Annotated in this window: 24 protein-coding genes and 1 riboswitch; of the genes, 11 read left to right on the top strand and 13 right to left on the bottom strand. The window is 63.5% G+C overall.

Annotated features, from left to right (window positions below):
• Nucleotides 1-24: 24 nt before the first annotated feature.
• Nucleotides 25-771, bottom strand: coding sequence for an SDR family oxidoreductase (locus E5W70_RS19680; RefSeq protein ID WP_292661148.1), 747 nt, complete (start codon nt 769-771; stop codon nt 25-27).
• Nucleotides 772-1,004: 233 nt separating this feature from the next.
• On the opposite strand from E5W70_RS19680, the gene E5W70_RS19675 reads away from it, so the two are divergent.
• Nucleotides 1,005-1,325, top strand: coding sequence for a DUF1330 domain-containing protein (locus tag E5W70_RS19675; protein WP_292661146.1), 321 nt, complete (start codon nt 1,005-1,007; stop codon nt 1,323-1,325).
• Between the two features lie 25 nt (nt 1,326-1,350).
• On the opposite strand, the gene metW is transcribed toward E5W70_RS19675, so the two are convergent.
• Entirely contained in the window at nt 1,351-1,965 is a 615-nt protein-coding gene (metW, locus tag E5W70_RS19670) for a methionine biosynthesis protein MetW (RefSeq protein ID WP_023677909.1), read from the bottom strand.
• A 115-nt stretch (nt 1,966-2,080) separates the two neighbouring features.
• The gene (locus tag E5W70_RS19665) at nt 2,081-3,250 is read right to left on the bottom strand and encodes a homoserine O-acetyltransferase (protein ID WP_292661143.1); all 1,170 of its coding nucleotides are present in this window, start codon (nt 3,248-3,250) and stop codon (nt 2,081-2,083) included.
• A gap of 76 nt (nt 3,251-3,326) precedes the next feature.
• A riboswitch (SAM riboswitch) is annotated at nt 3,327-3,404 on the bottom strand.
• A gap of 138 nt (nt 3,405-3,542) precedes the next feature.
• On the opposite strand from E5W70_RS19665, the gene hisC reads away from it, so the two are divergent.
• Together hisC and E5W70_RS19655 are read left to right on the top strand one after the other, a co-directional pair.
• Nucleotides 3,543-4,652, top strand: a complete 1,110-nt coding sequence (hisC, locus tag E5W70_RS19660; protein ID WP_292661140.1) for a histidinol-phosphate transaminase — start codon at nt 3,543-3,545, stop codon at nt 4,650-4,652.
• Nucleotides 4,653-4,657: 5 nt separating this feature from the next.
• Entirely contained in the window at nt 4,658-5,593 is a 936-nt protein-coding gene (locus tag E5W70_RS19655; protein WP_292661137.1) for a prephenate/arogenate dehydrogenase family protein, read from the top strand.
• A 31-nt stretch (nt 5,594-5,624) separates the two neighbouring features.
• Here the strand turns inward: E5W70_RS19655 and E5W70_RS19650 are convergent, their stop codons facing one another.
• Nucleotides 5,625-6,626 (bottom strand): DUF2125 domain-containing protein, encoded by a 1,002-nt coding sequence (locus tag E5W70_RS19650; RefSeq protein WP_292661134.1) that lies wholly within the window; start codon nt 6,624-6,626, stop codon nt 5,625-5,627.
• Between the two features lie 114 nt (nt 6,627-6,740).
• On the opposite strand from E5W70_RS19650, the gene E5W70_RS19645 reads away from it, so the two are divergent.
• Nucleotides 6,741-7,274 carry a gamma-glutamylcyclotransferase gene (locus E5W70_RS19645; RefSeq protein WP_292661131.1) on the top strand — a complete coding sequence of 178 codons (534 nt, stop codon included), beginning with the start codon at nt 6,741-6,743 and terminating at the stop codon, nt 7,272-7,274.
• A 20-nt stretch (nt 7,275-7,294) separates the two neighbouring features.
• Here E5W70_RS19645 and E5W70_RS19640 read toward each other — a convergent pair whose 3' ends face one another.
• Both E5W70_RS19640 and E5W70_RS19635 read right to left on the bottom strand, forming a co-directional pair.
• On the bottom strand, nt 7,295-7,813 hold the full coding sequence (locus tag E5W70_RS19640) for a zinc-binding dehydrogenase (RefSeq protein WP_292661128.1): 519 nt from the start codon (nt 7,811-7,813) through the stop codon (nt 7,295-7,297).
• A gap of 39 nt (nt 7,814-7,852) precedes the next feature.
• Nucleotides 7,853-8,275, bottom strand: coding sequence for a zinc-binding alcohol dehydrogenase family protein (locus tag E5W70_RS19635; protein ID WP_292661126.1), 423 nt, complete (start codon nt 8,273-8,275; stop codon nt 7,853-7,855).
• A gap of 327 nt (nt 8,276-8,602) precedes the next feature.
• Here E5W70_RS19635 and E5W70_RS19630 point away from each other — a divergent pair, with 327 nt between their 5' ends.
• Nucleotides 8,603-9,550 carry an aldo/keto reductase gene (locus E5W70_RS19630; protein ID WP_292661122.1) on the top strand — a complete coding sequence of 316 codons (948 nt, stop codon included), beginning with the start codon at nt 8,603-8,605 and terminating at the stop codon, nt 9,548-9,550.
• Nucleotides 9,551-9,628: 78 nt separating this feature from the next.
• A complete protein-coding gene (locus E5W70_RS19625) occupies nt 9,629-10,249 on the top strand; it encodes a LysE family transporter (RefSeq protein ID WP_292661119.1) in 621 nt (206 codons plus the stop codon).
• Between the two features lie 27 nt (nt 10,250-10,276).
• Here the strand turns inward: E5W70_RS19625 and E5W70_RS19620 are convergent, their stop codons facing one another.
• On the bottom strand, nt 10,277-11,077 hold the full coding sequence (locus E5W70_RS19620) for a 1-acyl-sn-glycerol-3-phosphate acyltransferase (protein ID WP_292661117.1): 801 nt from the start codon (nt 11,075-11,077) through the stop codon (nt 10,277-10,279).
• Between the two features lie 107 nt (nt 11,078-11,184).
• Nucleotides 11,185-12,093, bottom strand: a complete 909-nt coding sequence (locus tag E5W70_RS19615; RefSeq protein ID WP_292661114.1) for a LysR family transcriptional regulator — start codon at nt 12,091-12,093, stop codon at nt 11,185-11,187.
• Between the two features lie 134 nt (nt 12,094-12,227).
• On the opposite strand from E5W70_RS19615, the gene E5W70_RS19610 reads away from it, so the two are divergent.
• On the top strand, nt 12,228-12,848 hold the full coding sequence (locus E5W70_RS19610) for a pyridoxamine 5'-phosphate oxidase family protein (protein ID WP_292661112.1): 621 nt from the start codon (nt 12,228-12,230) through the stop codon (nt 12,846-12,848).
• Between the two features lie 30 nt (nt 12,849-12,878).
• Here E5W70_RS19610 and E5W70_RS19605 read toward each other — a convergent pair whose 3' ends face one another.
• The 3 genes from E5W70_RS19605 to ftsE form a co-directional block, all read right to left on the bottom strand.
• Nucleotides 12,879-13,658: a YdcF family protein gene (locus E5W70_RS19605; RefSeq protein WP_292661109.1), complete on the bottom strand. Its 780-nt coding sequence runs from the start codon at nt 13,656-13,658 to the stop codon at nt 12,879-12,881.
• Nucleotides 13,659-13,746: 88 nt separating this feature from the next.
• Nucleotides 13,747-14,730 (bottom strand): ABC transporter permease, encoded by a 984-nt coding sequence (locus E5W70_RS19600; protein ID WP_292661106.1) that lies wholly within the window; start codon nt 14,728-14,730, stop codon nt 13,747-13,749.
• On the bottom strand, nt 14,723-15,382 hold the full coding sequence (gene ftsE / locus E5W70_RS19595) for a cell division ATP-binding protein FtsE (protein WP_023677923.1): 660 nt from the start codon (nt 15,380-15,382) through the stop codon (nt 14,723-14,725). The genes E5W70_RS19600 and ftsE overlap by 8 nt, the downstream gene beginning before the upstream one ends.
• A 236-nt stretch (nt 15,383-15,618) precedes the next feature.
• Here ftsE and E5W70_RS19590 point away from each other — a divergent pair, with 236 nt between their 5' ends.
• The 3 genes from E5W70_RS19590 (at nt 15,619) to E5W70_RS19580 (ending at nt 17,070) form a co-directional block, all read left to right on the top strand.
• Nucleotides 15,619-15,909: a hypothetical protein gene (locus E5W70_RS19590; RefSeq protein WP_292661103.1), complete on the top strand. Its 291-nt coding sequence runs from the start codon at nt 15,619-15,621 to the stop codon at nt 15,907-15,909.
• A gap of 185 nt (nt 15,910-16,094) precedes the next feature.
• Entirely contained in the window at nt 16,095-16,637 is a 543-nt protein-coding gene (gene hpt / locus E5W70_RS19585; RefSeq protein ID WP_292661100.1) for a hypoxanthine phosphoribosyltransferase, read from the top strand.
• Nucleotides 16,638-16,698: 61 nt separating this feature from the next.
• Nucleotides 16,699-17,070, top strand: coding sequence for a response regulator (locus E5W70_RS19580; RefSeq protein ID WP_292661097.1), 372 nt, complete (start codon nt 16,699-16,701; stop codon nt 17,068-17,070).
• A gap of 19 nt (nt 17,071-17,089) precedes the next feature.
• Here the strand turns inward: E5W70_RS19580 and E5W70_RS19575 are convergent, their stop codons facing one another.
• Nucleotides 17,090-18,040 carry a DMT family transporter gene (locus tag E5W70_RS19575; RefSeq protein ID WP_292661094.1) on the bottom strand — a complete coding sequence of 317 codons (951 nt, stop codon included), beginning with the start codon at nt 18,038-18,040 and terminating at the stop codon, nt 17,090-17,092.
• Between the two features lie 223 nt (nt 18,041-18,263).
• Here E5W70_RS19575 and E5W70_RS19570 point away from each other — a divergent pair, with 223 nt between their 5' ends.
• Complete coding sequence (locus E5W70_RS19570) at nt 18,264-19,121, top strand: LysR substrate-binding domain-containing protein (protein WP_292661092.1); 858 nt, start codon at nt 18,264-18,266, stop codon at nt 19,119-19,121.
• A 73-nt stretch (nt 19,122-19,194) separates the two neighbouring features.
• Here the strand turns inward: E5W70_RS19570 and E5W70_RS19565 are convergent.
• Nucleotides 19,195-21,018: TIGR02302 family protein (locus tag E5W70_RS19565; protein ID WP_292661089.1), on the bottom strand; the 1,824-nt coding region annotated here is incomplete at its 5' end.

Here is a 21,018-nt window from a genome sequence, read left to right as displayed (position 1 = left end):
AGTGAGCTTTGCATTACGCGCGCCTCAGGCGGCCGGGGCAAGCCCGCTACCGCTCACCATGAAGGAACTGCCTTGCGGCTGGCCGGTGGCGAGCGCGACCACCGCCCGTCCGACATCGGCCGGCGTTTGCATGTCGGTCATGGCGGCGATGAAGTCCGCCGGCTGGATGCCCATATAAGCCGCGATGCTGTCGACGCCGGCCTTGCCCACCCCGGTCTCCGGCATGATGCGCATCGGCGCGAGCGCCATGAAGCGCAGGCCGAGGCCAAGCCGGTCGGATTCCTTCTGGCTATGACCGGCCAGGAACATCTGCATGCGTTTTGCGCCGGCATAGCCGCCGGCGTTCGGTGGTCCGCCGGTCAAGGCCGCGCCGCTGGAGATCAGAACGATCCGGGTCCCCGGCTTAAGCGGACGCCGCAGAGCGGCCCGGCAAAACAGGAACGACGCCTTGACGTCCGTGTCCCAGTTTGCGGAGAACGCCTTCCAGTTCTGTTCATGCACCGGCGCAGAAGGCGCCAGCGCGCCTGCGCAGATCACCAGCACGTCCGGCTCCAGCGCGGCAAAGACCTTATCGGGGGCGGAGTCCACCGTCGCATCGACCGCGAGCGTCTTCACGCCCGAGACCTCCCAGGCAAATTGCGCCAGGGCCTGTTTTCCGCGGGCGACGGCCAGCACCGTCGCTTTCTCTTTGAGGGCGGTCTCCGCGATGGAGCGGCCGACACCACGGCTGCCTCCGACAACGACGACATTCTGATTTTGCAACGATCCCATGGATCACCTCTCTGTTCCCGGCCGCCGGACCATCCAGGCGCGCTCATCGATAAGGACAGCGCAGGTGGGTGGAAATCATCGGTGCCAGGCAGAAATATCTTTCAGCTGACGGCAGCGGCGCCAGTTTTTGTATTCAGTGTCATTACCTCGGGGGTAATCGACCAGCGCGCAATGTATCGGCAAACTGCTCCCATCGGCCGGTTGTACGGCCTTCGACCCCAAGGAGTTACGCCATGACCGCCTACGCCGTCGCCCATATGCGCCAGGTCACGCCGGGGCCGCAGATCATCGAGTACCTGCACAAGATCGATGCCACGCTGGAGCCGTTTGGCGGTCGCTTCATTGTGCATGGCAGCGAGGTGGACGTGGTTGAAAACACCTGGCCGGGGCACCTCGTGATGATCGAATTTCCAGACATGCAGCAGGCGCGCGCGTGGTATGACTCGCCCGCCTATCAGGAGATCTTGCCGCTGCGTACCGGCAATTCCCAGTCCGATGTGGTCTTCGTCGACGGCGTCCAGCATCCGCACAAGGCCACCGACGTTCTCGAATAAGGAGACGATCTGCTACGATTGGCTCTTATCGTTTCAGCAGGAACACCGCCTGCTGGCCGAAAAAGTTCCAGAACCACCACGGCATCGAGAAGCCGATCCGCTGGCCGTTGGCGTCGAGCGCGGTCGCCTTTTCCACCGTCGCGCCAAGCTCGTCGCACAGATTGACGAAGTCGCGAATGGTGCAGAAATGGATGTTGGGGGTGTCGTACCAGGAATAGGGCAGGTCCCTGGTCACCGGCATGCGGCCGTTGAAGAGCAACGAAAAGCGCACCCGCCAGTGGCCGAAATTCGGGAATGAGACGATGGCGCGGTTGCCGATCCGGAGCAGTTCGTCGAGCACCAGCTTCGGATTGCGGGTCGCCTGCAAGGTCTGCGACAAGACGACAAAGTCGAAGCCCTTGTCGGGATAGAATTGGAGATCCTTGTCGGCATCGCCCTGGATGACCGACAGGCCGCGCGCCACGCATTCGTTGACGCCGCGCTGCGACAGTTCCAGCCCGCGGCCGTCGACCTTCTTGGTCGCCTGCAGCAATTCGAGCAGCAGGCCGTCGCCTGAACCGACGTCAAGCACCCGCGACTGCGGTGGGATGAGATCGGCGACGACCTCGAGGTCGACGCGCTGGGCGCGGTTGACGCTCATGCGTTCGGCTCTTGCCTGGCGCATGATCCCGATCCGAAAAGTCTGCAACTTTTCGGGGCCATGCGCTGATGCCTGGCGCATGGTCCTGATCCGAACAGTCCGCAACTTTTCGGGGTCATGCGCCGAGCCCTCTCGCCCGCGCGGCCGAGGCGATGAAGCCTTTAATGGCGGCGAACAGTTCCGGCTCGTCGAGCAGGAAGGCGTCGTGGCCGCGGTCGGTCTCGATCTCGACGAACGAGACCGAAGCGCCGGCCGCGTTCAGCGCGTGCACGACCGAGCGGCTCTCCTCGGTCGGGAACAGCCAGTCGCTGGTGAACGAAACCAGGCAGAAGCGCGTCTTGGTGCCGGCGAAGGCATCGGCCAGCCGGCCGCCATGGTCGGCGGCGAGATCGAAATAGTCCATCGCCCGGGTCATGTAGAGATAGGAGTTGGCATCGAAGCGATCGACGAAGGTCATGCCCTGATGGCGCAGATAGCTCTCGATCTGGAAGTCGGCATCGAAACCGAAGGTCAGGGCTTCGCGGTCCTGCAGGTTGCGGCCAAACTTGCGGTGCAGCGCTGCTTCCGACAGATAGGTGATGTGGGCAGCCATGCGCGCCACCGCCAGCCCCTTTTCCGGCCGCTTGCCATGCTCGAAATATTTGCCGCCGTGCCAGTCCGGGTCGGCCATCACCGCCTGCCTGCCGACCTCGTGGAAGGCGATGTTCTGCGAAGAATGGCGGGCGCCGGTGGCGATCGGCAACGCCGAGAAGACGCGCTCGGGATAGCTGGAGGCCCATTGCAGCACCTGCATGCCGCCCATCGAGCCGCCTAGCACGCTGAACAGCTGTTCGATGCCGAAATGCTCGACCAGCATCAGCTGCGCCCGCACCATGTCGCGAATGGTGATGATCGGCAGGTCGAGCCCGTAGGGCTTGGCGGTGGCGGGATTTGTCGAGGCGGGGCCGGTCGAGCCGAGACAGCCGCCGATGACGTTTGACGAGATGACGAAGAAACGGTCGGTGTCGATGATCTTGCCGGGGCCGATCAGCACTTCCCACCAGCCCGGCTTGCCGGTCACGGGATTGGTGTTGGCGACGTGCTGGTCGCCGGTCAGCGCATGGCAGACGAGGATGGCGTTGGAGCGCGCATCATTGAGCGTGCCATAGGTCTGGTAGGCGATCTGGAACGGCGACAGCAGCGTGCCGGCGTCGAGCTTGAGCGGCTTGTCGGCGCCGAAACGCAACACCGGGCTCGACGGCTGGTCGGCCTCGTTGTTGGTTTTTCGAGCGCGCAAAGCGACCATCACATCTCCTTGCCCGGGCTTTAGTTGTCCACCGGTCTGGGCAACAAAAAACCGGCCATGCCTTTGCAAAGCCGGTTACAAGATGCAAACGGCCCTTTAGCAAGTTGTTTAACGTGGCTGCAAGCCGACCGGCCAAATCACCACGGAACTTTCGCTGCTCTTCTAGGACTGACGCATGGCTTCGTCAACGGCAAGTTCTTGATCCCGAATTGCCGCCCCTCGACATTCCGGGCCACGGCTTGTATTTCCGCTGCGGCCTCCGGATGGAGGCACTCTCGACGGATTTCATGAAATGAGCCAGACACCGGATCAGATACGTCCAAGGCCCCGCGCCGGCATCATGGACATCGAAGCCTATGTGCCCGGCAAGAGCGCGGCGCCTGAAGGTGTCGCCAAGGTCCATAAATTGTCGGCGAACGAGAACCCGCTCGGTCCTTCGCGAAAGGCGATAGAGGCCGCGCGCGCGGTCGCCGACAAGCTCGCGGTCTATCCCGACGGCAGCGCCAGGCGCCTGAGGGAAGCGATCGCCGAGGTGCACGGGCTCAACCCGGCGAACATCGTCTGCTCCAACGGCTCCGACGAGATTCTGGGCCTGCTGGCGCAGACCTATCTCGCACCGGGCGACGAAGCCATCATCACCGAACACGGCTTCATGGTCTACAAGATCTACATACAGTCGGCCGGTGCCGTCCCGGTAACGGTCAAGGAGACCGATGAACGCGCCGATATCGATGCGATCCTCGCCGCGGTGACGCCGCGCACCAGGGTCATCTTCCTTGCCAATCCAAACAATCCAACCGGCACCTACGTGCCGTTCCAGGAGGTGCGCCGCCTGCATGCCGGCCTGCCGCGAAACGTGCTTCTGGTGCTGGATGCAGCTTACGCCGAATATGTCCGGCGCAACGACTATGAAGCCGGCGTCGAGTTGGTGGGCAGCGCGGAAAACGTGGTCATGACCCGCACTTTCTCCAAATTGGGCCTGGGCGGGGCGCGGATCGGCTGGATGTATGCGCCAATGCACGTCATCGACGCGATCAACCGCGTGCGCGGGCCTTTCAACGTCAATGCGACGGCAATCGAGGCCGGCATCGCGGCGATCCGCGACCGCGTCCATATCGAGCGCAGCGTAGCGCATAACGAGACCTGGCTGGCCTGGCTGAGCGAGCAATTGGAGGGGCTTGGGCTGCGGGTGACGCCGAGCGTCGGCAATTTCATCCTCATCCACTTTCCCGAGGACAAAAAGCATTCGGCGGCGGCCGCCGACGACTACCTCAGCCAGCGCGGCTACATATTGCGGCGCGTTTCCGGCTACGGTTTTCCCAACGCGCTGCGCATGAGCATCGGCACCGAAGAGGCCAATCGCGGCGTTGTCGCAGCACTCGCGACATTCCTGAAAAGCTAGACACCATGGCCTCACCTATGTTCGAAAAGATCGCGCTGGTCGGCATCGGCCTGATCGGCTCGTCGCTGGCACGCGTCATCCGCCGCGAGGGACTTGCCGGCCAAGTCGCGATTTCGACGCGCAGCGAGGCGACGCTGGCGCGGGCGCGCGAACTCGGCCTTGGCGACACCTACACGACGGACGCGAAAGAGGCGGTTCGCGACGCCGATCTGGTCATCGTTTCGGTGCCGGTCGGCTCTTCGGGTACCGTCGCCGCGGAGATCGCACCGGCGCTGAAGAAGGGCGCCATCCTCACCGATGTCGGCTCGACCAAGGCGTCGGTCATCGCGCAGATGCAGCCGCATGTGCCTGATGGCGTGCACTTCATCCCCGGCCATCCTTTGGCCGGCACCGAAAAATCGGGACCGGATGCCGGTTTTGCCGAATTGTTCGAGAACCGCTGGTGCATCTTCACGCCGCTACCCGGCACCGATCCCGCGGCACTGGAAAAGCTCTCGGAATTCTGGCGCCGCTGCGGCTCCAACATCGAGACGATGGACCCGCAGCATCACGACATGACGCTGGCCATCGTTTCGCACCTGCCGCACATCATCGCCTACAACATCGTCGGTACCGCCGACGATCTGGAGTCGGTGACCAAGTCCGAGGTCATCAAATACTCGGCTTCCGGCTTTCGCGACTTCACCCGTCTCGCGGCGTCCGACCCAACCATGTGGCGCGACGTCTGCCTGCACAACAAGGACGCCATTCTCGAAATGCTGGCGCGGTTTTCCGAGGATCTGTCCTCGCTGCAGCGGGCGATCCGCTGGGGCGACGGCGAAAAGCTGTTCGACCTGTTCACCCGCACCCGCGCCGTCCGCCGCTCGATCATCGAGGCCGGCCAGGACATCGACGTACCGGATTTCGGCCGCCAGGCAGTCGAACACCCGTCGAAGGGATAAGCCGCGGCAAGCCGATCGCAGGCCGTACCGCCTAATCGACCGGCTTGATCTTGCCGAGCGGGATGAAGCCGAGCGAGGCCTTGCCCCTGACGATCTTAAGCGGCATCGACGGCTGGTTGCCGAGCAGCGCCAGTCCGGCAAAGCCGGTTTGGATCTCTTTCTTCTGCTCGGGGATGGCGGTGGCGAGGATTGCCGCCACGGCCTTCGGATCAGTGAGCTTGATCGTCAGGTCGGCATTTATGAGACCGTCGTCATCGACCGACAGCGGTCCGGAAACGGTGATGCGCGCAGTTCCGGACGACAGATCGAGCTCGTGGATTTCGGCCGCCTGGCCGCGCAGGCTCTTCGGATTTGCCTTGATCAGCGTCACGCCGTTCTTCAGCGTCACGTCGCCGCTGCCGTCGAGCGGCGGCAAGACGCGCCCGTCGATGGCCGCTGCGTCGATTTCGAGATCGGTGAAATTGCCGGCATAGTCGATGTCCGGGCCGTTTGGGCGCAATTGCCCGGTGGCGGTTCCGGCGCTGAACAGCGAGACGGGATCGGTGTCGTCTGCCGGATCGGTCTGGCCGGACAGGCCTTCGGCCTGCAGCGACAGCCGCCTCGGCAGCGGCCAGGACAGCTTCATGTCGGCCCGCAGATCATCCCAGTCGATCCAGAGCGGGGTCATGCCGGGAACAGAGGTCCTGAGCGGCCCCCTGAGCTCGGCGGCAGGCGACAAAAGCCGGGTGATCTGCGTGGCGGCGTTGATCTTGCCTGTCGATGCCGCGACGTTGCGGCGGTCGTCCTCGTAAGCCAGACTGTCGCACGAAAGGGTGAAGCTGAAGGGATAGCCCCTAACCGCGAGATTGGCGCACTCGGCCTTGATACCGTTGTCGTCGAGATCGGCGACCGCCTTGTCGGTCGCGCTCTCGACCAGGTCCGCCAGGTAGAACCAGCCCGCGCTGTAGATGCCGAACAGCACGAGAATGAAAGCGGCAAGCCACAACAGGCGGCGACGTTGGCTGGGCGGCGGGCGCTCGTCACTTGACGTCATGCTGCGGCTTTCGTTAACGCGGGTGGCACGGGCGGGCTGTCGCTTGCGGCAACAACAGGTAGACGGACTGAAACACCACCGGTGGAGTGGTTCGTTACAATCAGGCTTGGCGATATGGGCGATTTTTGGGTTTTTGGCTACGGCTCACTGATCTGGCGGCCGGGATTCGCCCATGTCGAGACGCGGCGCGCCCGCCTGCATGGCTACCGCCGTTCGCTCTGCGTCTATTCTTTCGTGCATCGCGGCACGCGCGAACGGCCGGGCCTGGTGCTCGGACTCGACCGCGGCGGCTCCTGCATCGGGCTCGCGTTCCGGGTTCCAGGCGAGCTGCGCAACGAGGTCATCACCTATCTGCGCGAGCGCGAACTGGTCACCAACGTCTATCTCGAACGTGTACTCAGCGTTCGCCTCGACAACAGTGAAACGGATGGGGGCGAGATGGTCGAAGCCGTCGCCTATGTCGTGGACCGCAGTCATGAGCAATATGCCGGTGCGCTCGACCCGGCCGAGGCGGCGACCGTCGTTCGCGGCGCCGTCGGCCAGTCGGGGAGGAATGAGGATTACGTGCTCAGCACGCTGGAGCACCTCGAAGCACTGGGTATAAGCGATCACTGGCTGGAAGACGTGACGAGACGGATCGCGACGTAGCTTCGGTGTCGTGGCCTGGGCTATATCCTGAAAATCTGTTTTCCAAGATCGGCGCGATCCAGGCTGTTTGCCACGGCAAGCTTGAACTCGGTCAGCGCGTGGAGACCGCCGACAGGAACGTGGAAGCCCGACTGGCCGAAGATGTCGATGATCTCGCGTAGGACAGGCCGGTCGGCTTCGGCCGGCGGCGAAAAGAAATAGCGATAGATATTCGCCCTGATCTCGACACCACTCAGCAACACATCGAAATTGTGCAGTTCGAAGCGCTCGGCACTCATGCCGCCATTGATCACCATCTGCCCGCCGAGCGCCAGGGTGCGGATCAATTCGCCGCTGACAGGTCCGCCGACATTGTCGATAATCCCGTTCAATCCGGCGCCGCCGGTGATATCCATCACCGCTTCCCGGATACTTGCCTTCAAGTCCGAAAGGTCAAGAATGGCGGCGGCGCCAAGCGTTTTCAGGTCGAAGCTTTGGTGCGAGCGCCGCACCAGCGCGATGACGTTGATGCCGCGTCGTTGGGCGAACTGCATCACCATTGTCGAAATCGACGAATAGCCGGCCGTAACAGCCAGCCACTAGCCGGGCCGCACACGGGAATCCACCAGCAGATCCCACGCGGTGATGGGGTTCACCATCTGCCCGGCGCGTTCGACCGGATAGCCGGCAGGCAACGGGATCAGCCATTCGGCGGGAATGGCCGCGTACTCGGCCCAGCTGCCATAATAGCTGAACGCGACAAGCGTGCCCGGTTCCAACCGGACGTTTGCGCCGACGGCTTCGACGATGCCGGCGCCATGATTTCCGGCGATCTGCTGGGGAAAATGCGGCTTCTTCGGTTCGGGATAGAGGTTCTGGATAAACAGGAAGTCGCCCGGATTGATCGAGGCCGAGACCATCCTGAGCAGCACATCGTCGTCGCCGATCCGCGGCATCGGCAGGTCATCCACATAGAGCACGTCGCGCGGCGAGCCGATTGCGTCAAATACAATTGCTTTCATGCCGGTCTCCATAACAAACGATCGGGGGCAAACAGTCTGGGCCCGGCCAGACCGTGCCGAGACTTGCGTCGGCGCCGCGAAACCTACGGTCGGCCGGCAAAAGTCAGAATTGGCAGATTTGACAATCTATGTGCTAAACTTGCCAGATCGTTTCTTCAGAGGCTGCTGGTTTGGATATCCCGGACGCGGCGCGGCGGGTCGCGGTTTTGTGAAGCGCCGGCGGGCTGCAAAAGGAGGCTGTGCGTTTGACGTCGCCGCGGCGCGACATAGGTTAGCCCGGTCGGCGGCTCCCACCCGCCCCAGCATGAATCACCATGGAGATCAGCCTTGCAGAAACGTCGTCTCGGTCGCACCGACCTATCCATCGCGCCATTGGTTCTGGGCGGCAATGTCTTCGGCTGGACCGCCGATGAGAAAACCTCCTTCGACCTGCTCGATCGCTTCGTCGACGCCGGCCTCAACGCCATCGACACGGCCGATTCTTATTCGCGCTGGATTGCTGGCCACCGGGGCGGCGAATCCGAAACCATCATCGGCAAATGGATGAAGAGCCGCGGCAACCGCGAAAAGGTTGTCGTCGTCACCAAGGTCGGCTCGGACATGGGACAGGGCAAGAGGGACCTGTCCGCCGCCTATATCGAAAAGGCCATCGACGCCTCGCTGAAGCGGCTGCAGGTCGATACCATCGATCTCTATCTGTCGCACTGGCCTGATCCGGCCACTCCCTATGAGGAAACGCTCGGCGCTTACCAGAAACTGCTCGACAAGGGCAAAATCCGCTATGCCGGCGCCTCCAACCTCGACGCCGCCCAACTGCGCGCCGCACTCGACGTAGCAAGCCTGCGCGGCCTGCCGCGCTACGAGGTGCTGCAGCCGGAATACAATCTCTACGACCGCTCGTCCTTCGATGGTCCGCTGCGCGATCTGTGCACGGCCGAGGACATCGGCATCATCACCTATTTCAGCCTCGCCAAAGGATTTCTGAGCGGCAAGTACCGCAGCGAGGCCGACCTCGGCCAAAGCCCGCGCGGTGGCGGCGTGAAGGGCTATCTCAACACGCGCGGCATGCGCATTCTCTCAGCGCTCGATGCGGTTTCAGCCAGACATTCGGCCAAGCCAGCGGAAGTGGCACTTGCCTGGGTAATGGCGCGGCCCGGCGTCACCGCTCCGATCGCCAGCGCGACGACGCTCGACCAGCTCGACAGCCTGGTGCGTGCCGCGTCGTTGCAGCTCAGCCCGGACGATATCGCCGAGCTCGACAAGGCCAGCGCATAGCCGCGCACGATCGTTCAAGACCGGCGCCGCTGCCTTGCCCTACCGTCCCTGCATCGTCGCAGGATGCAGGGACGCCGCATGGCCGGACAAGTTCTTCTCGATCAGCAGCTATGGCAGCAATTGCTGGCGCTTGTGCTGGCATCGGCCATCGTCATGGGCAGCCCGGGGCCGGCGACGATAAGTGTCACCGCGGTCGGCGCCGCGTTCGGCCTGCGCGATTCGCTCCGCTATGCCTCGGGGATCGTTGTCGGCACGGTCCTCGTGCTTTTGGTGGTGGCGACCGGCATCATGGCCGTTCTCGCCGCGTTGCCGAAGCTCGCAGCGCTGCTGGCGGTCGTCTCGGCAGCCTACATCCTCTACCTGGCGTTCAAGATAGCGACGGCGCCGCCACTGGCGGCACGCGTCGGTGGGGCGGCGCTTCCTACTTTCCTTGGCGGGTTCCTTCTGGCCGTTGCCAATCCGAAAGCCTATGTGGCGATTGCCGCCGTGTTTGCCGGCGCGTCTTCCGGCGCCGGCGGTCTTGGTATTTCAGCCAAGCTGGCGGTTCTCGCCTTGATGATCGTTGCCATTCATCTCTTGTGGCTTCTCGCCGGCGCGGCTTTTGCACGTTTGCTGCGCCAACCGCTGGCCTCGCGGATCATCAATCTGGTGTTTGCGGTGACGCTGATTGCAACAGCCGCCCTGGCTGCCCTGCCGTGAGCCCTTCTGGCATCCGCGGCCGTTGCGTCAGCCTTTCAATTCAGGTTTCGCGTCCAGCTCACCAAGCCGTTTCATCGCCGTCGGCGGCATCGGCGGCGGGTTCGGCGTCTGCGACGCTTCGACGAGGAGCTGGTCGCAGGCGGCCTCAGTCTCGCCGATCAGCCGTTGCATGAATTCGTCCTTGCTGAGGCCGGGCGGGATCGGTGGCAGGAAGCGCGCCTTGATCGTGCCGGGATAGCGCAGGAATTTGCGGCGCGGCCAATAGAGGCCGGCGACGTGAGCGACCGGCACGACTGGAATGCCAAGTTGCGCATAGAGTTCGACGATGCCGTATTTGTAGACCGGTTCGTCGCCCGGCGCCCGGCGCGTGCCCTCGGGATAGATGATGAGCTGGCGCGCATTGCGCGCCAATTCCTGTTTGGTCGCGGCGATCACCATCTTCAATGCCTTCGAGCGGCTGCCGCGATCGACCGGAATCATCCGCATCTTCAAGATGTACCAGCCGAAGAACGGGATCCAGGTCAACTCCCGTTTCAATATGTAAACGGGATCGTCGAGATACGGCAGGAAAGCGATCGTGTCCCAGAAGGACTGATGCTTCGGCGCCAGGATGAAGGAGCCTTCAGGCAGGTTTTCCCGGCCGGTGATCTCACTTCTGGTGCCGGCGATCTTGTCGTAGAGCCACATGCTGGTGCGCGACCAGAATTTCGGCACGAACCAGGCGCGATGGCGCGGCGATAGGAAATAATACGGGGTCCAGAGGATCATCTGGACGATCAAATTGAGGTAGAAGGCGAGATTGAACGCCAGCGAGCGGAGATAGAGCATACAGCAAGTGCCCGGTGAGGAGGTGTGCGTTGGTTACACCAAGCGCCGGCAAAAAGGAAACGCTGCGAGGCGGGCGATCGGCCCGGTCTTGCGATGGGCCGTCTTCATCACGTTTGCCACGCCGCCTGCAGCAGGCGCTGTCTCAGGCGCGGGGCGGCGAAGTCGAGGAATGCGCGCAGCTTCACCGGCAGCAGCCCCTGGCCGGCATGGACGAGGCTCACCGGCCATGGGTCGGGCTCAAACTCTTGCAGCACCGGGCGTAGCGTACCCGACCGGACTGCGGCGGCGATCTGGTAAGAAAGCAGCCTCGTCACGCCGACGCCGGCAATCGCCGCATCGATTGCTGCCTCAGCGGTGTTGACCCGTAACCTGGAGCGGACCGGCACGGTGAATTCGGCCTTGCCGGTGGCGAAGCTCCAACTGGCGGCGGTGAGCCCTTCGAAGGTGATTGCACTGTGTGCTGCAAGCTCTTGCGGCGTTTTCGGTGTGCCGTGCTCGGTGAGATAGGCCGGGCTCGCGCAAACGACGCGGCGGATTGAACCCAGGCGGATGGCGATCAGGCTCGAATCGGCAAGCTCGCCGATGCGGATGGCGAGATCGATGTGCTCTTCGACCAACTGAGTTATCCGGTCGGCGAGTGTCAGCCGCACACTTACCTCGGGATAGACGGCGAGGAAGCCGGTGACGACCGGCAGCACATGCAGGCGGCCAAAGACGATCGGCGCAGTGACGATCAGCTCGCCGGTCGGGGCGCTGTACTCGCCGGCGGCTATTCGCTCGGCCTCGCCGACCTCATCGAGAATGCGACGACAGGCGGCGAGATAGGCGTGGCCTGCATCGGTCAGCGACAGCTGCCGCGCCGAGCGGTTCAACAGCCGTGTCTTCAGGTGCCTTTCCAGGTCCGAAACCTTGCGGCTGACCGTCGTCAGCGGAATGCCGAAGCGGCGCCCGGCAGCCGAGAGGCTGCCTGTCTCCGCTGCGGCAACGAAAAGCGACATGGACTGGAGGCGATCCATAGCTCTCCCGAAACTTCGCCCTTCCGAAAAACGGAAGGATAGGTTGCAGATATGGCATCTGCATCTCGAAGACGGAAGGCCCTATTTCGTGAGTGAACAACGCAGCGCAACTCGGCGCGTAAGGAGGGGTCTTCATGAACGCTCACACCAGCGATGTTGCCTTCACCCCGACGGTGAAGGCGATCCAGGCCCGCAAGGGCTCGCGCCAGGCCTATGCCCGTGTCGAGGAGCGTGGTGGCTGGCAGGCGGCAATCACGCCCGATCTCGCCGCCTTCATCGAGGCGCAGACCAGCGTCTTTCTGTCGACCGCCAATGCGGACGGGCAGCCTTATATCCAGCATCGCGGCGGGCCTGCCGGTTTCCTCAAGGTGCTCGACGAACGGACGATCGGCTTTGCCGATTTTGCCGGCAACAGGCAGTTCATCACCCAGGGCAATCTCAGCGACAACCCACAGGCTTTCCTGTTCCTGATCGATTATGCACACCGGCAGCGCATCAAGATCTGGGGCAAAGCGCGCGTCGTCGAGGGCGATGGCGAGCTGACAGCAAAGCTTATGCCGCAAGACTACAAGGCGCGACCCGAGCAGGTAATCCTGTTTACGGTTTCGGCTTGGGATTCAAATTGCTCGCAGCACATCCCGCAGCGTTTCGAAGCGGCCGACGTGGCGGCGGCGCTGGCCGAACGCGACAAGCGCATCGAACGGCTCGAACAGGAGATCGCACGCTTGCGATCGGATGCAGCGGCCAGGGAATAAGAGCCAGGGAATAAAAAGTGCCGGTGCCGTTCAGCTTCCGCCTGCGGCGTCGGCCAGCGTCACGCTGTCGGTTCGCTTCACCGGCATGATACCGCGCGCCAGCGCCAGCAGGTATTTGTTGTATTCGGTGAACAGCACGCGCAGCGCTTCCGGCTTGGTCAGCCAGCCGCCATTCTCGAGGTTGGTGTTGACCACCGGATAGGGCTCGAGCCTTGCGCCGTGCAGCAGCCGGCCCATTTCCAGCAGGCTGCGCGGCATGTGATAATTGTTGGTGACGAGAATGACGGTGCCGTAGGCGTGGTCCTCGACCCATTTGGCGCTTTCCTCGGCATTGCCGATCGTGTCGAGCGCGGCGCGGTCGATGTCGACGCAGCAGGAAAACAGCCTCTTGTCGCCGCCGGTCGCGGCCTGAAGCTGGCGGCGGCTGGCGGAAGGATGAACGCCGCTGATCAGCAGCCGCTCGCCCTTGCCTGACGCAAGCAGGCCCATTGCAGCGTCGAGTCGCGACTGGCCGCCGGTCAGCACGATGATAGCGTCGGCCCTTGCCGGATTGGCGGGCGTCGTCAGACGGCTGACGGTATTGGCGAACCAGCCGAAGCCGGCGACAAACAACGCCACAAGGGCGAGCAGAAGGAGAGCCGAGAGGCGCAAGGAGCGGGCTGCCAGCAGCCGCCCATGTTTGGCGAATTGATCCGGTTTGGCGAATTGATCCGGCTTGGCAAATTCATCGGGTTCGGCGAATTCATGCGGGCGCGCAACCAGCACTGGCATGCATCCAGCGGTATCGGTCGAGTCCCGAACGTCCATCATGAAATGGTTAATCCCGAAATACGGCCTTTGGTAGGAAAAAAATGCAATTTGCGTGACGATGCGTTTTCATCCGTGATCGATCTTTCCTTTAGCCGGCGTCCGGCTGGCGAATGTCGATGTCGCTGAGATAGGTAACCACGGTGAAATGGGAGGTTGCCGCCGTCAGCGCGCCGATCACCAGCACCATGACAGCGACCCCGAGATAACCCACCGAGCCGATGGCGAAATTGCCGAACAGGGCGGTCGCCTGATCGGCCTGCGGCGTTGCCATGTTGCGTGACGACCACCAGGAGAAGACGATGAAGACGAGGATCGCAGCGGCGCCGCCTGCCGCGGCGCCCTTCATGCCGGTGACCAAAAAATGCCGGCGGAATTCGCGCGCGATGAAGCGCGCCTCGGCGCCGACAAAATGCAGCACCTCGATGATGTGACCATTGCCGGCCATGGCGCCGCGCGTCGCGAACACCACGGTCAGCACCGTCGCGGACAGCATCAGCGCCAGCACTGCGATACCGATCGTTACCGTGGTGCGGGCCATGGCAACCAGCCGGTCGACCCAGGTGCGATGATCGTCGAGCGAGGCGCTCGGCAGCTTCGGCGTGATCGCCGCGCGCAGTGCGGCGAAATCGGGCGGACTGTTCTCGTCGATGGTGATGATGATCAGGCGCGGCACCGGCAGTTCATCGATGTTCAGGCCCGAGCCCAGCCAAGGCTCGAGCAGTCGGGCCGTTGCTTCGCGGTCGACGATCCTGGCGCTTTTCACGCCAGGGAATTCGCCGGCGATCTGCGAGGCCAGCGCAAGTGCAGCCTCCATGTCGAGGCCGTCGACCGGCTTGATCTGGATGGTCGCCTCGCGCGAGATCTGGTTCTCCCAGACGGAGGCGGTGTCACGCACCAGCGTGACTGCGCCAAACGTCAGGCAGGACAGAAACGTCATGATGGCGATGACCAGCACCAGCGCCCGGCCGGCGATGTTCTGCGCCGGCACGATGGGCGCCAACTTACGCTGGATGCGGGGCTTTGCCGCCGCGGCGTCCTGACCCTCGGAATGTTCGACGGAGAGCTCAGTCATAGATGTCCAGCCTTCCGCCGGCCAGAATCATTCGCCGTGCGTCGACCTGTTCCATCAGGCCGAGGTCGTGTGTGGCGATCACCACGGCGGTGCCCAGCCGGTTGAGCTCGATGAACAACCGCAGCAAGCGTCGCGCCAGCGGCGGGTCGACATTGCCGGTCGGCTCGTCGGCGAGCAGGATCTCGGGCTGCTCGATCAACGCCCGGGCGATCGCGGCGCGCTGCTTCTCGCCGCCAGACAGCACCGGCGGCAGCACATGCATTCGCTCGCCGAGGCCGACCCATTTCAGCAGCTCGGTGACGTCGGTGCGGTAGGTCGCCTCCTCGCGGCCACGCACGCGCAGCGGCAAGGCCACGTTCTCGTAGGTGGTCATATGGTCGAGCAGGCGAAAATCCTGGAACACCACGCCGATGCGCCGTCTCAGATGCGGCAATTCGGTGCGCGAGATGCGCGAGCGGTCCTTGCCGAAAATGGTGATCAGGCCGCGCGTCGGCTTCAGCGACATGAACAAAAGCCGCAGCAACGTCGTCTTGCCGGCGCCTGAAGGTCCGCTCAGGAACTGAAAGGAGCGCTCCGGAATATGCAAGGAGATGTCGCGGAGAATCTCCGGACCCATGCCATAGCGGAGGCCGACGTTTTCGAAGCGGATCACTTTCGACGACCTGAAATTCTCGGCGGCAAGATGCCAGCCCTTTCTGTGGAAAGACCATCGGCCGGCATGGTTAACCGACGGTTAATTTGGGGGCTTTTCGAGCGAGTCACAGGGGTTCCGGTGGGGAAGCGTTAACCATTTCCGTTTACCCAAAAGAAACGAACAGCGAACAGGTGCCGTAGTGTTGGGCCATGATGGCTGAGGATCGAACCGCGCGCCCGGTTTTCGGCGAAATCATGACCGATCCGGCCGCCGAGCCGGAACGCATCATGCATGACGTGACCGCCGACGTCATCGATGCCGACTATGAGGTGCTGCCCCGCCATTTTACACGTCCAGACTTTGCGTCGCCGCCTGCGCGCATGATTTCTACGCCTTCGATCGACGGCATGGACATGTTGCGCAAGGCCGAAACCGCCGTCGAACGGCCGTTGTGGGTGCATGGTGGGCCGATCTTCTGGATTTTCGGCGTCGGCGCCGCCTTTGCCGCCTTCTGGATTTCGGGCGGCCATGCGCTGGTTCGTTAGAGCGGCGCCAGAAAGTCGACAGGTCACCAGATAAACGATTCGCGACGCGCTGGGGACATCCGACCGTTCGCGGGCGTCCTGCGAAAGATTTGGCCTTGCCAGACGACACGACAGGCCTAGAAACGGGTTGAGGACCGTTTCGGTCGGCTTCGCCTGCAAAGGCGATCATTCTGGAAGGGCAGCCAATGCCAGTTGTGCGCGGCAAGGATATCGAAGTCCTGTTTTCGGCGTCCGCCATCGCGCGGCGGAACCTGGAACTTGCTAAGGAGATCGCCGGGCACGACTACCACGACCTTCTGGTAATCTCGGTGCTGAAGGGATCGTTCATCTTCGCCGCCGATCTTATCCGTGCCATGCACGATGTCGGCCTGTCGCCCGAGGTCGAGTTCATCTTCATCTCCAGCTATGGCGCCGGCACGACCAGCGGTGAGGTGAGGGTGCTGCGCGACATCGACAACGAGGTCGCCGGTCGCGACGTGCTTCTCATCGACGACATTCTGGAATCCGGCAAGACGCTGAGTTTCACCCGCGACCTCATGCTGTCGCGCGGCGCGAGGAGCTGTGCCCTCGCCGTGCTGCTCGACAAGCGTATGCGCCGCCAGACCACGCTCAACGCCGACTATGTCGGCTTCGACTGCCCCGATTATTTCGTCGTCGGTTATGGCATGGACGTCGCCCACGCGTTTCGCGAATTGCCGTTCGTCGGCATCGTCAAGGGCGACGCTTGATTAGGTTATCGCCGCTCGCGGTTCAGGAAACATCAACTTTTCCCCGCCAAATATCCTGCCCATGGCAAAGCTCCTGATCGTCGAGGACGATGAATCCGTCCGCACCCTCGCCGCCCGTGCGCTCGAACGCGCCGGGCATAATGTCACTATTGCCGCAGACGGCGCGCACGGTCTTTCTCTGATCCGGGCGGCGCAAGGGGGCTACGACCTTGTGCTGTCCGACATCCGCATGCCGGAAATGGACGGCATCGAGATGGCCAAGGCGGCAGCGGCGCTGTTCCCGGCGATGAAGATCATGCTGATGACCGGCTATGCCGACCAGCGCGAGCGCGCCGAGGAATTGGACGGCATAATTCTCGACGTCGTGCAAAAACCGTTCACGCTGGCTGAAATCCGCGCCCGCGTCGAACAGGCGCTCGCCTGCTTCGCCTAAAGCCCAAGGCCGACCGCCTTCAAGCAGGGTCGCAGGTCGCCGCAATGGCTGGCGCGCCGCTCCGGCGCCGGCTGGCATTGAGCGCAAACAGGCCGGCGCCGATGATGAGGGCTGCGCCGGCCGCCGTCGCCGGTCGCGGCACTTCGGCAAAGAACAGAAAACCCCATAGCGGCGACCAGATGATACCGGTGTATTCGAAGGTGGCGACGCCGTTGGCGGGCGCCAGCCGGTAGGCCTGGGACAACAGGATCATGCCGGCCGAGGCGACGAAGCCGCATGCCCCCATCTTGAGGAGATCCGGCGTCGCCGGCCAGACCCATGGCCGGACGAGGAATTCGAGGCTCGGATGCACGGCGTGGTCAATGCCTGCCAGCCAAAACAATGCCGCCACCAAGGCGGCGCCGACCAGATAGGCGCCGTTCTGATAGAACGCCATGACGGTCGAGGATTCGGTGTCGCCGATCTTGCGTGCCATCAGCTGCGAGAAACCGTAGAGCAGAGCCGAGCCTAGCGACAGCAGCGCCGCCCAGTCGAACAAGCCGGCGCCCGGGCGCACCATCACCAGCACGCCGAGCATGCCGACCAGAACGGTGGCGAGCGCCTGCCAGGACACGCGTTCGCCGAGATAGGGGCCGGCCAATGCCATGATGAACAGCGGCGCCATGAAATAGAGCGCCACCGCGTCAGCCAGCGGCAGGGCGGCGATTGCCAGGTAGTAGGCCGTATAGGAGGTGAACTGGATGAAGGCGCGCATCGTCAGCATGCCGAACCGCTTCGACAGGATCGCCTGCAATCCGACATCGGCGTGGACGAGGAAAACCAGGATCGGCAGGGCGACGATCGAGCGGATCGCCATCACCTCGGTGACCGGATAGTGGCTCGACACCGCCTTGACCAGCGGGTCCTGCAGCGAAAAGACCAGCACGCCGAGACAGAGGCTGAGGATGCCGAGCACAAGCCGATTCTGCATAGGCGCTCCGGTCTCCTGCGTGTGCGGCCGAACGCAGGCCTGCATCCGGGTAAAAAGAACCCGCCACCGTTTCGGGCAGCGGGTACGAGTGAGGACTTTTGCTTGGTCCGCGGCCGATTTCGCGGCCGCATATCCAATGGGTGAGGCAACTATCGTCCGCCGTTTGACATGTTGCAAACGAATTGGAATGATGCCAGCTATCAGTTTTTCTTATGGCGGGCACATGCGACCCAATCTCGACAGCGACCTGTTGCGCACCTTCGTGGCGGTCGCCGACACCGGCAATTTCACCAAGGCGGCGGAGCGGGCCGGCCGCACCCAGTCGGCGGTCTCGATGCAGATGAAGAGGCTCGAAGGCATGGTCGGCGACAGCCTGTTCGAGCGCGGCTCGCGCGGTGTGGCGCTGACGCGGCGCGGCGGCGAGCTCATCGCCAACGCCAGGCGCATCGTTTCACTGCTCGACGAGACGGCGGCATCGATGGTCGCGGCGCCGCTTGGCGGGCCGGTGCGCATCGGTATCCCGGAGGAATATGGCCACGCGATCCTGTCGCGCGCGCTCGGCGCCTTTGCCAAGCGCCATCCTCAGGTCGACATCACTGTCCGCTACGCGCATTCCGGTGCGCAGATCACGGCGCTCGCCGCCGGCGATCTCGATCTGGCGGTGGTGTTCGAATGGCAGGATCTGTCAGGCGGTGAGGTGCTGATGCATGACCCGACCGTATGGGTAACATCGGAGCTGCATCACATGCATGAGGAGCGGCCGGTGCCGATCGCGCTCTACAACCGTGCCGGCTGGTGCAAGGATTTCGCGATAAAGTCGCTGGAACAGCGCGATCTCGCCTATCGTGTCGCCTACACCAGCGATACCAATGGCGGCCTGCGGCTCGCCGTCACCTCCGGGCTGGCGATTGCGCCGATCTCGCGCAGCAACATCCCGGCCGGCTGCCGCGAGCTTACGGCCGCCGACGGGTTCGGCGACATCGATTCCTCGAACGTAGTGCTGCGGCGCAATCCGAACGCTTCCGGCGAGGCCATCGACGGTATGGAAGAGGCGATCCGCGAGGCGTTCACCAACCGTTAAAACGTGCCGCTCAGTCCGGCGGTGGCGGCCACCACGGACCGCACGGCGATCTTCCGAATATTGGGGGGCAGCCTTACTTCAGCTCCAGCAACCGCTCCAGATAGCTGCGCTCGATATCGGGGCTGAGTGCATTGCCGAGCCGCTTGCGGATCGCTTCGAGGATCTGGCGGGCACGCTGCACGTCGATCTCGTCAGGCACCCTCACCGAACTTCCGTCATCGGGACCCTCGCTGGTGCGGGGCCGGCCGAGCGGGTCACGGTCGGCATTCTGCTGTCGCCCGCCCTGCCCGTTGCCGCCCTGGTCGCCTTGCATCGCCTGCAATTGCTTCATCATGTCCTTGGCGCCCCTGCGCAAGGCTTCCAATGCGCGGCCCTGGTGACCGACGGCCTGGTCGCCTTCGCCCTCGCCGAGCGCCTGTTCGGCATTGCCCATGGATTTGCCAGCCTCACCAAACCCCTCATTGGGGTCGAGGCCCATGCCTTCGAGGCTCTTCCTCAATTGATCGAGCTCGCTCTGCAGCTTGCCCTGGCCTTCCTGCAATTGCTTCAGCGCATCAGCAAATTCCTGCGGCGTCATCGGCTTCGGCCGGCCGAGCGGATCGCGGTCGTCACTCGGGCCGGGCTTGCCCTGTTCGTCCATCGGGCCTGGCTCACCGTTCTCGCCGAGCTGCTCGTCGCGGTTCTGCCCGCGCTGTTGCTGGCCGCGCTGCATCTGGTCCATGCGGAAAGTGTCGTTCATCATCTCCTGCTGGCGCCGCATGATTTCGCCCAGCTTGTCCATCTGCTGGCGCATCTCGCTGTCCTGCTGACCGCCTTGTTGCTGGCGGCCTGCCTGCAGATTGTTCATCATGTCCTGCAGCTCCGACAGCAATTGCTGCGCCTGGTCGCGATTGCCGGATTTCGCCAGGTTCTCGATCTGGTCCATCATGCGGTTGATGTCGCTCTGGCGCAGTTCCTGGCCGTTTTGCTGCATCTGTGGCGCATTCGGATTCTGCTGCGCCCGCGCGGCGAATTCCTGCAGGAACTGGTTCATCGCCTCGCGCAGTTCCTTCATCGCCTTCTCGATCTCTTGGTCGCTGGCGCCGTTCTTGATCGCATCCTGCAGCGCCTGCTGCGCCTGGCGCAGCCGCTTCTCGGCCGCCGACAGATTGCCTTCCTCGATGCCGAGCGCGATCTCCCAGAGGTAAGCGACCTCGTCGCGGAACTGGTCGTCGCTGTCGGCCATCTTCAGCCGGGTGCGGGCACTCATGATGGCGAGGTAGTGCGCCATGTTGTCGAACGTGTCTTCCGGCCTGAGCGTGATCGCATCCATCAGGTCGAGCACGCGGTCCTTGGCACGGGCGTCGAGCGCCAGTGTGCGGCGCTGCTCGACCACCGCCCGCGCCAATGGATTGGAGAATGGCCGCTCCGGCATTACCAGCGTCTTGGTTTCGCTGGTCGCCGTGTGTCCGGCACCGTCGGTGGCGACAAGCGACAGCTTGATGTTGCCACCGGCCCAGACATGGTCGGTCAGGTCCTTCGTCGTCTTGGCGGCATTGGCCTTGCCGCCGCGGCGCGGCAACGTCAGCGGCATTTCCGGCGGGCCATAGAGCGGATGCGCCTTGGGCGCCTGCGGATCGGTCAATGCGAAAACCGCCTTTGCGGAGGCCGCCCCATAGTCATCGTCGATCTGGTAGTTGAGCTCGAAAGCACCGTTGACCGCGCGTTTCGGCTCGCCGACAAAGCGGATCTGCGGCGGCTTGTCGGGAATTATGGCGAAGGCCCAGCGGCCGAGCTCGCCGTCGCCGGACTGCAGCGTCAGCATGCCGTCGGCCGTCAACTTGCCGCTGAACTGGCGCACGGTGGAAGGCGTTGCGGGACTTGCCTCAGTCTTGGCGGCTTGCGGCCCGGTCGGATC

The organism is Mesorhizobium sp. (assembly GCF_005063415.1).
GTDB lineage: Bacteria > Pseudomonadota > Alphaproteobacteria > Rhizobiales > Rhizobiaceae > Mesorhizobium.
The sequence above is the reverse complement of the archived record's forward strand: the minus strand, read 5'-3'. Positions and strand labels throughout refer to the sequence as shown.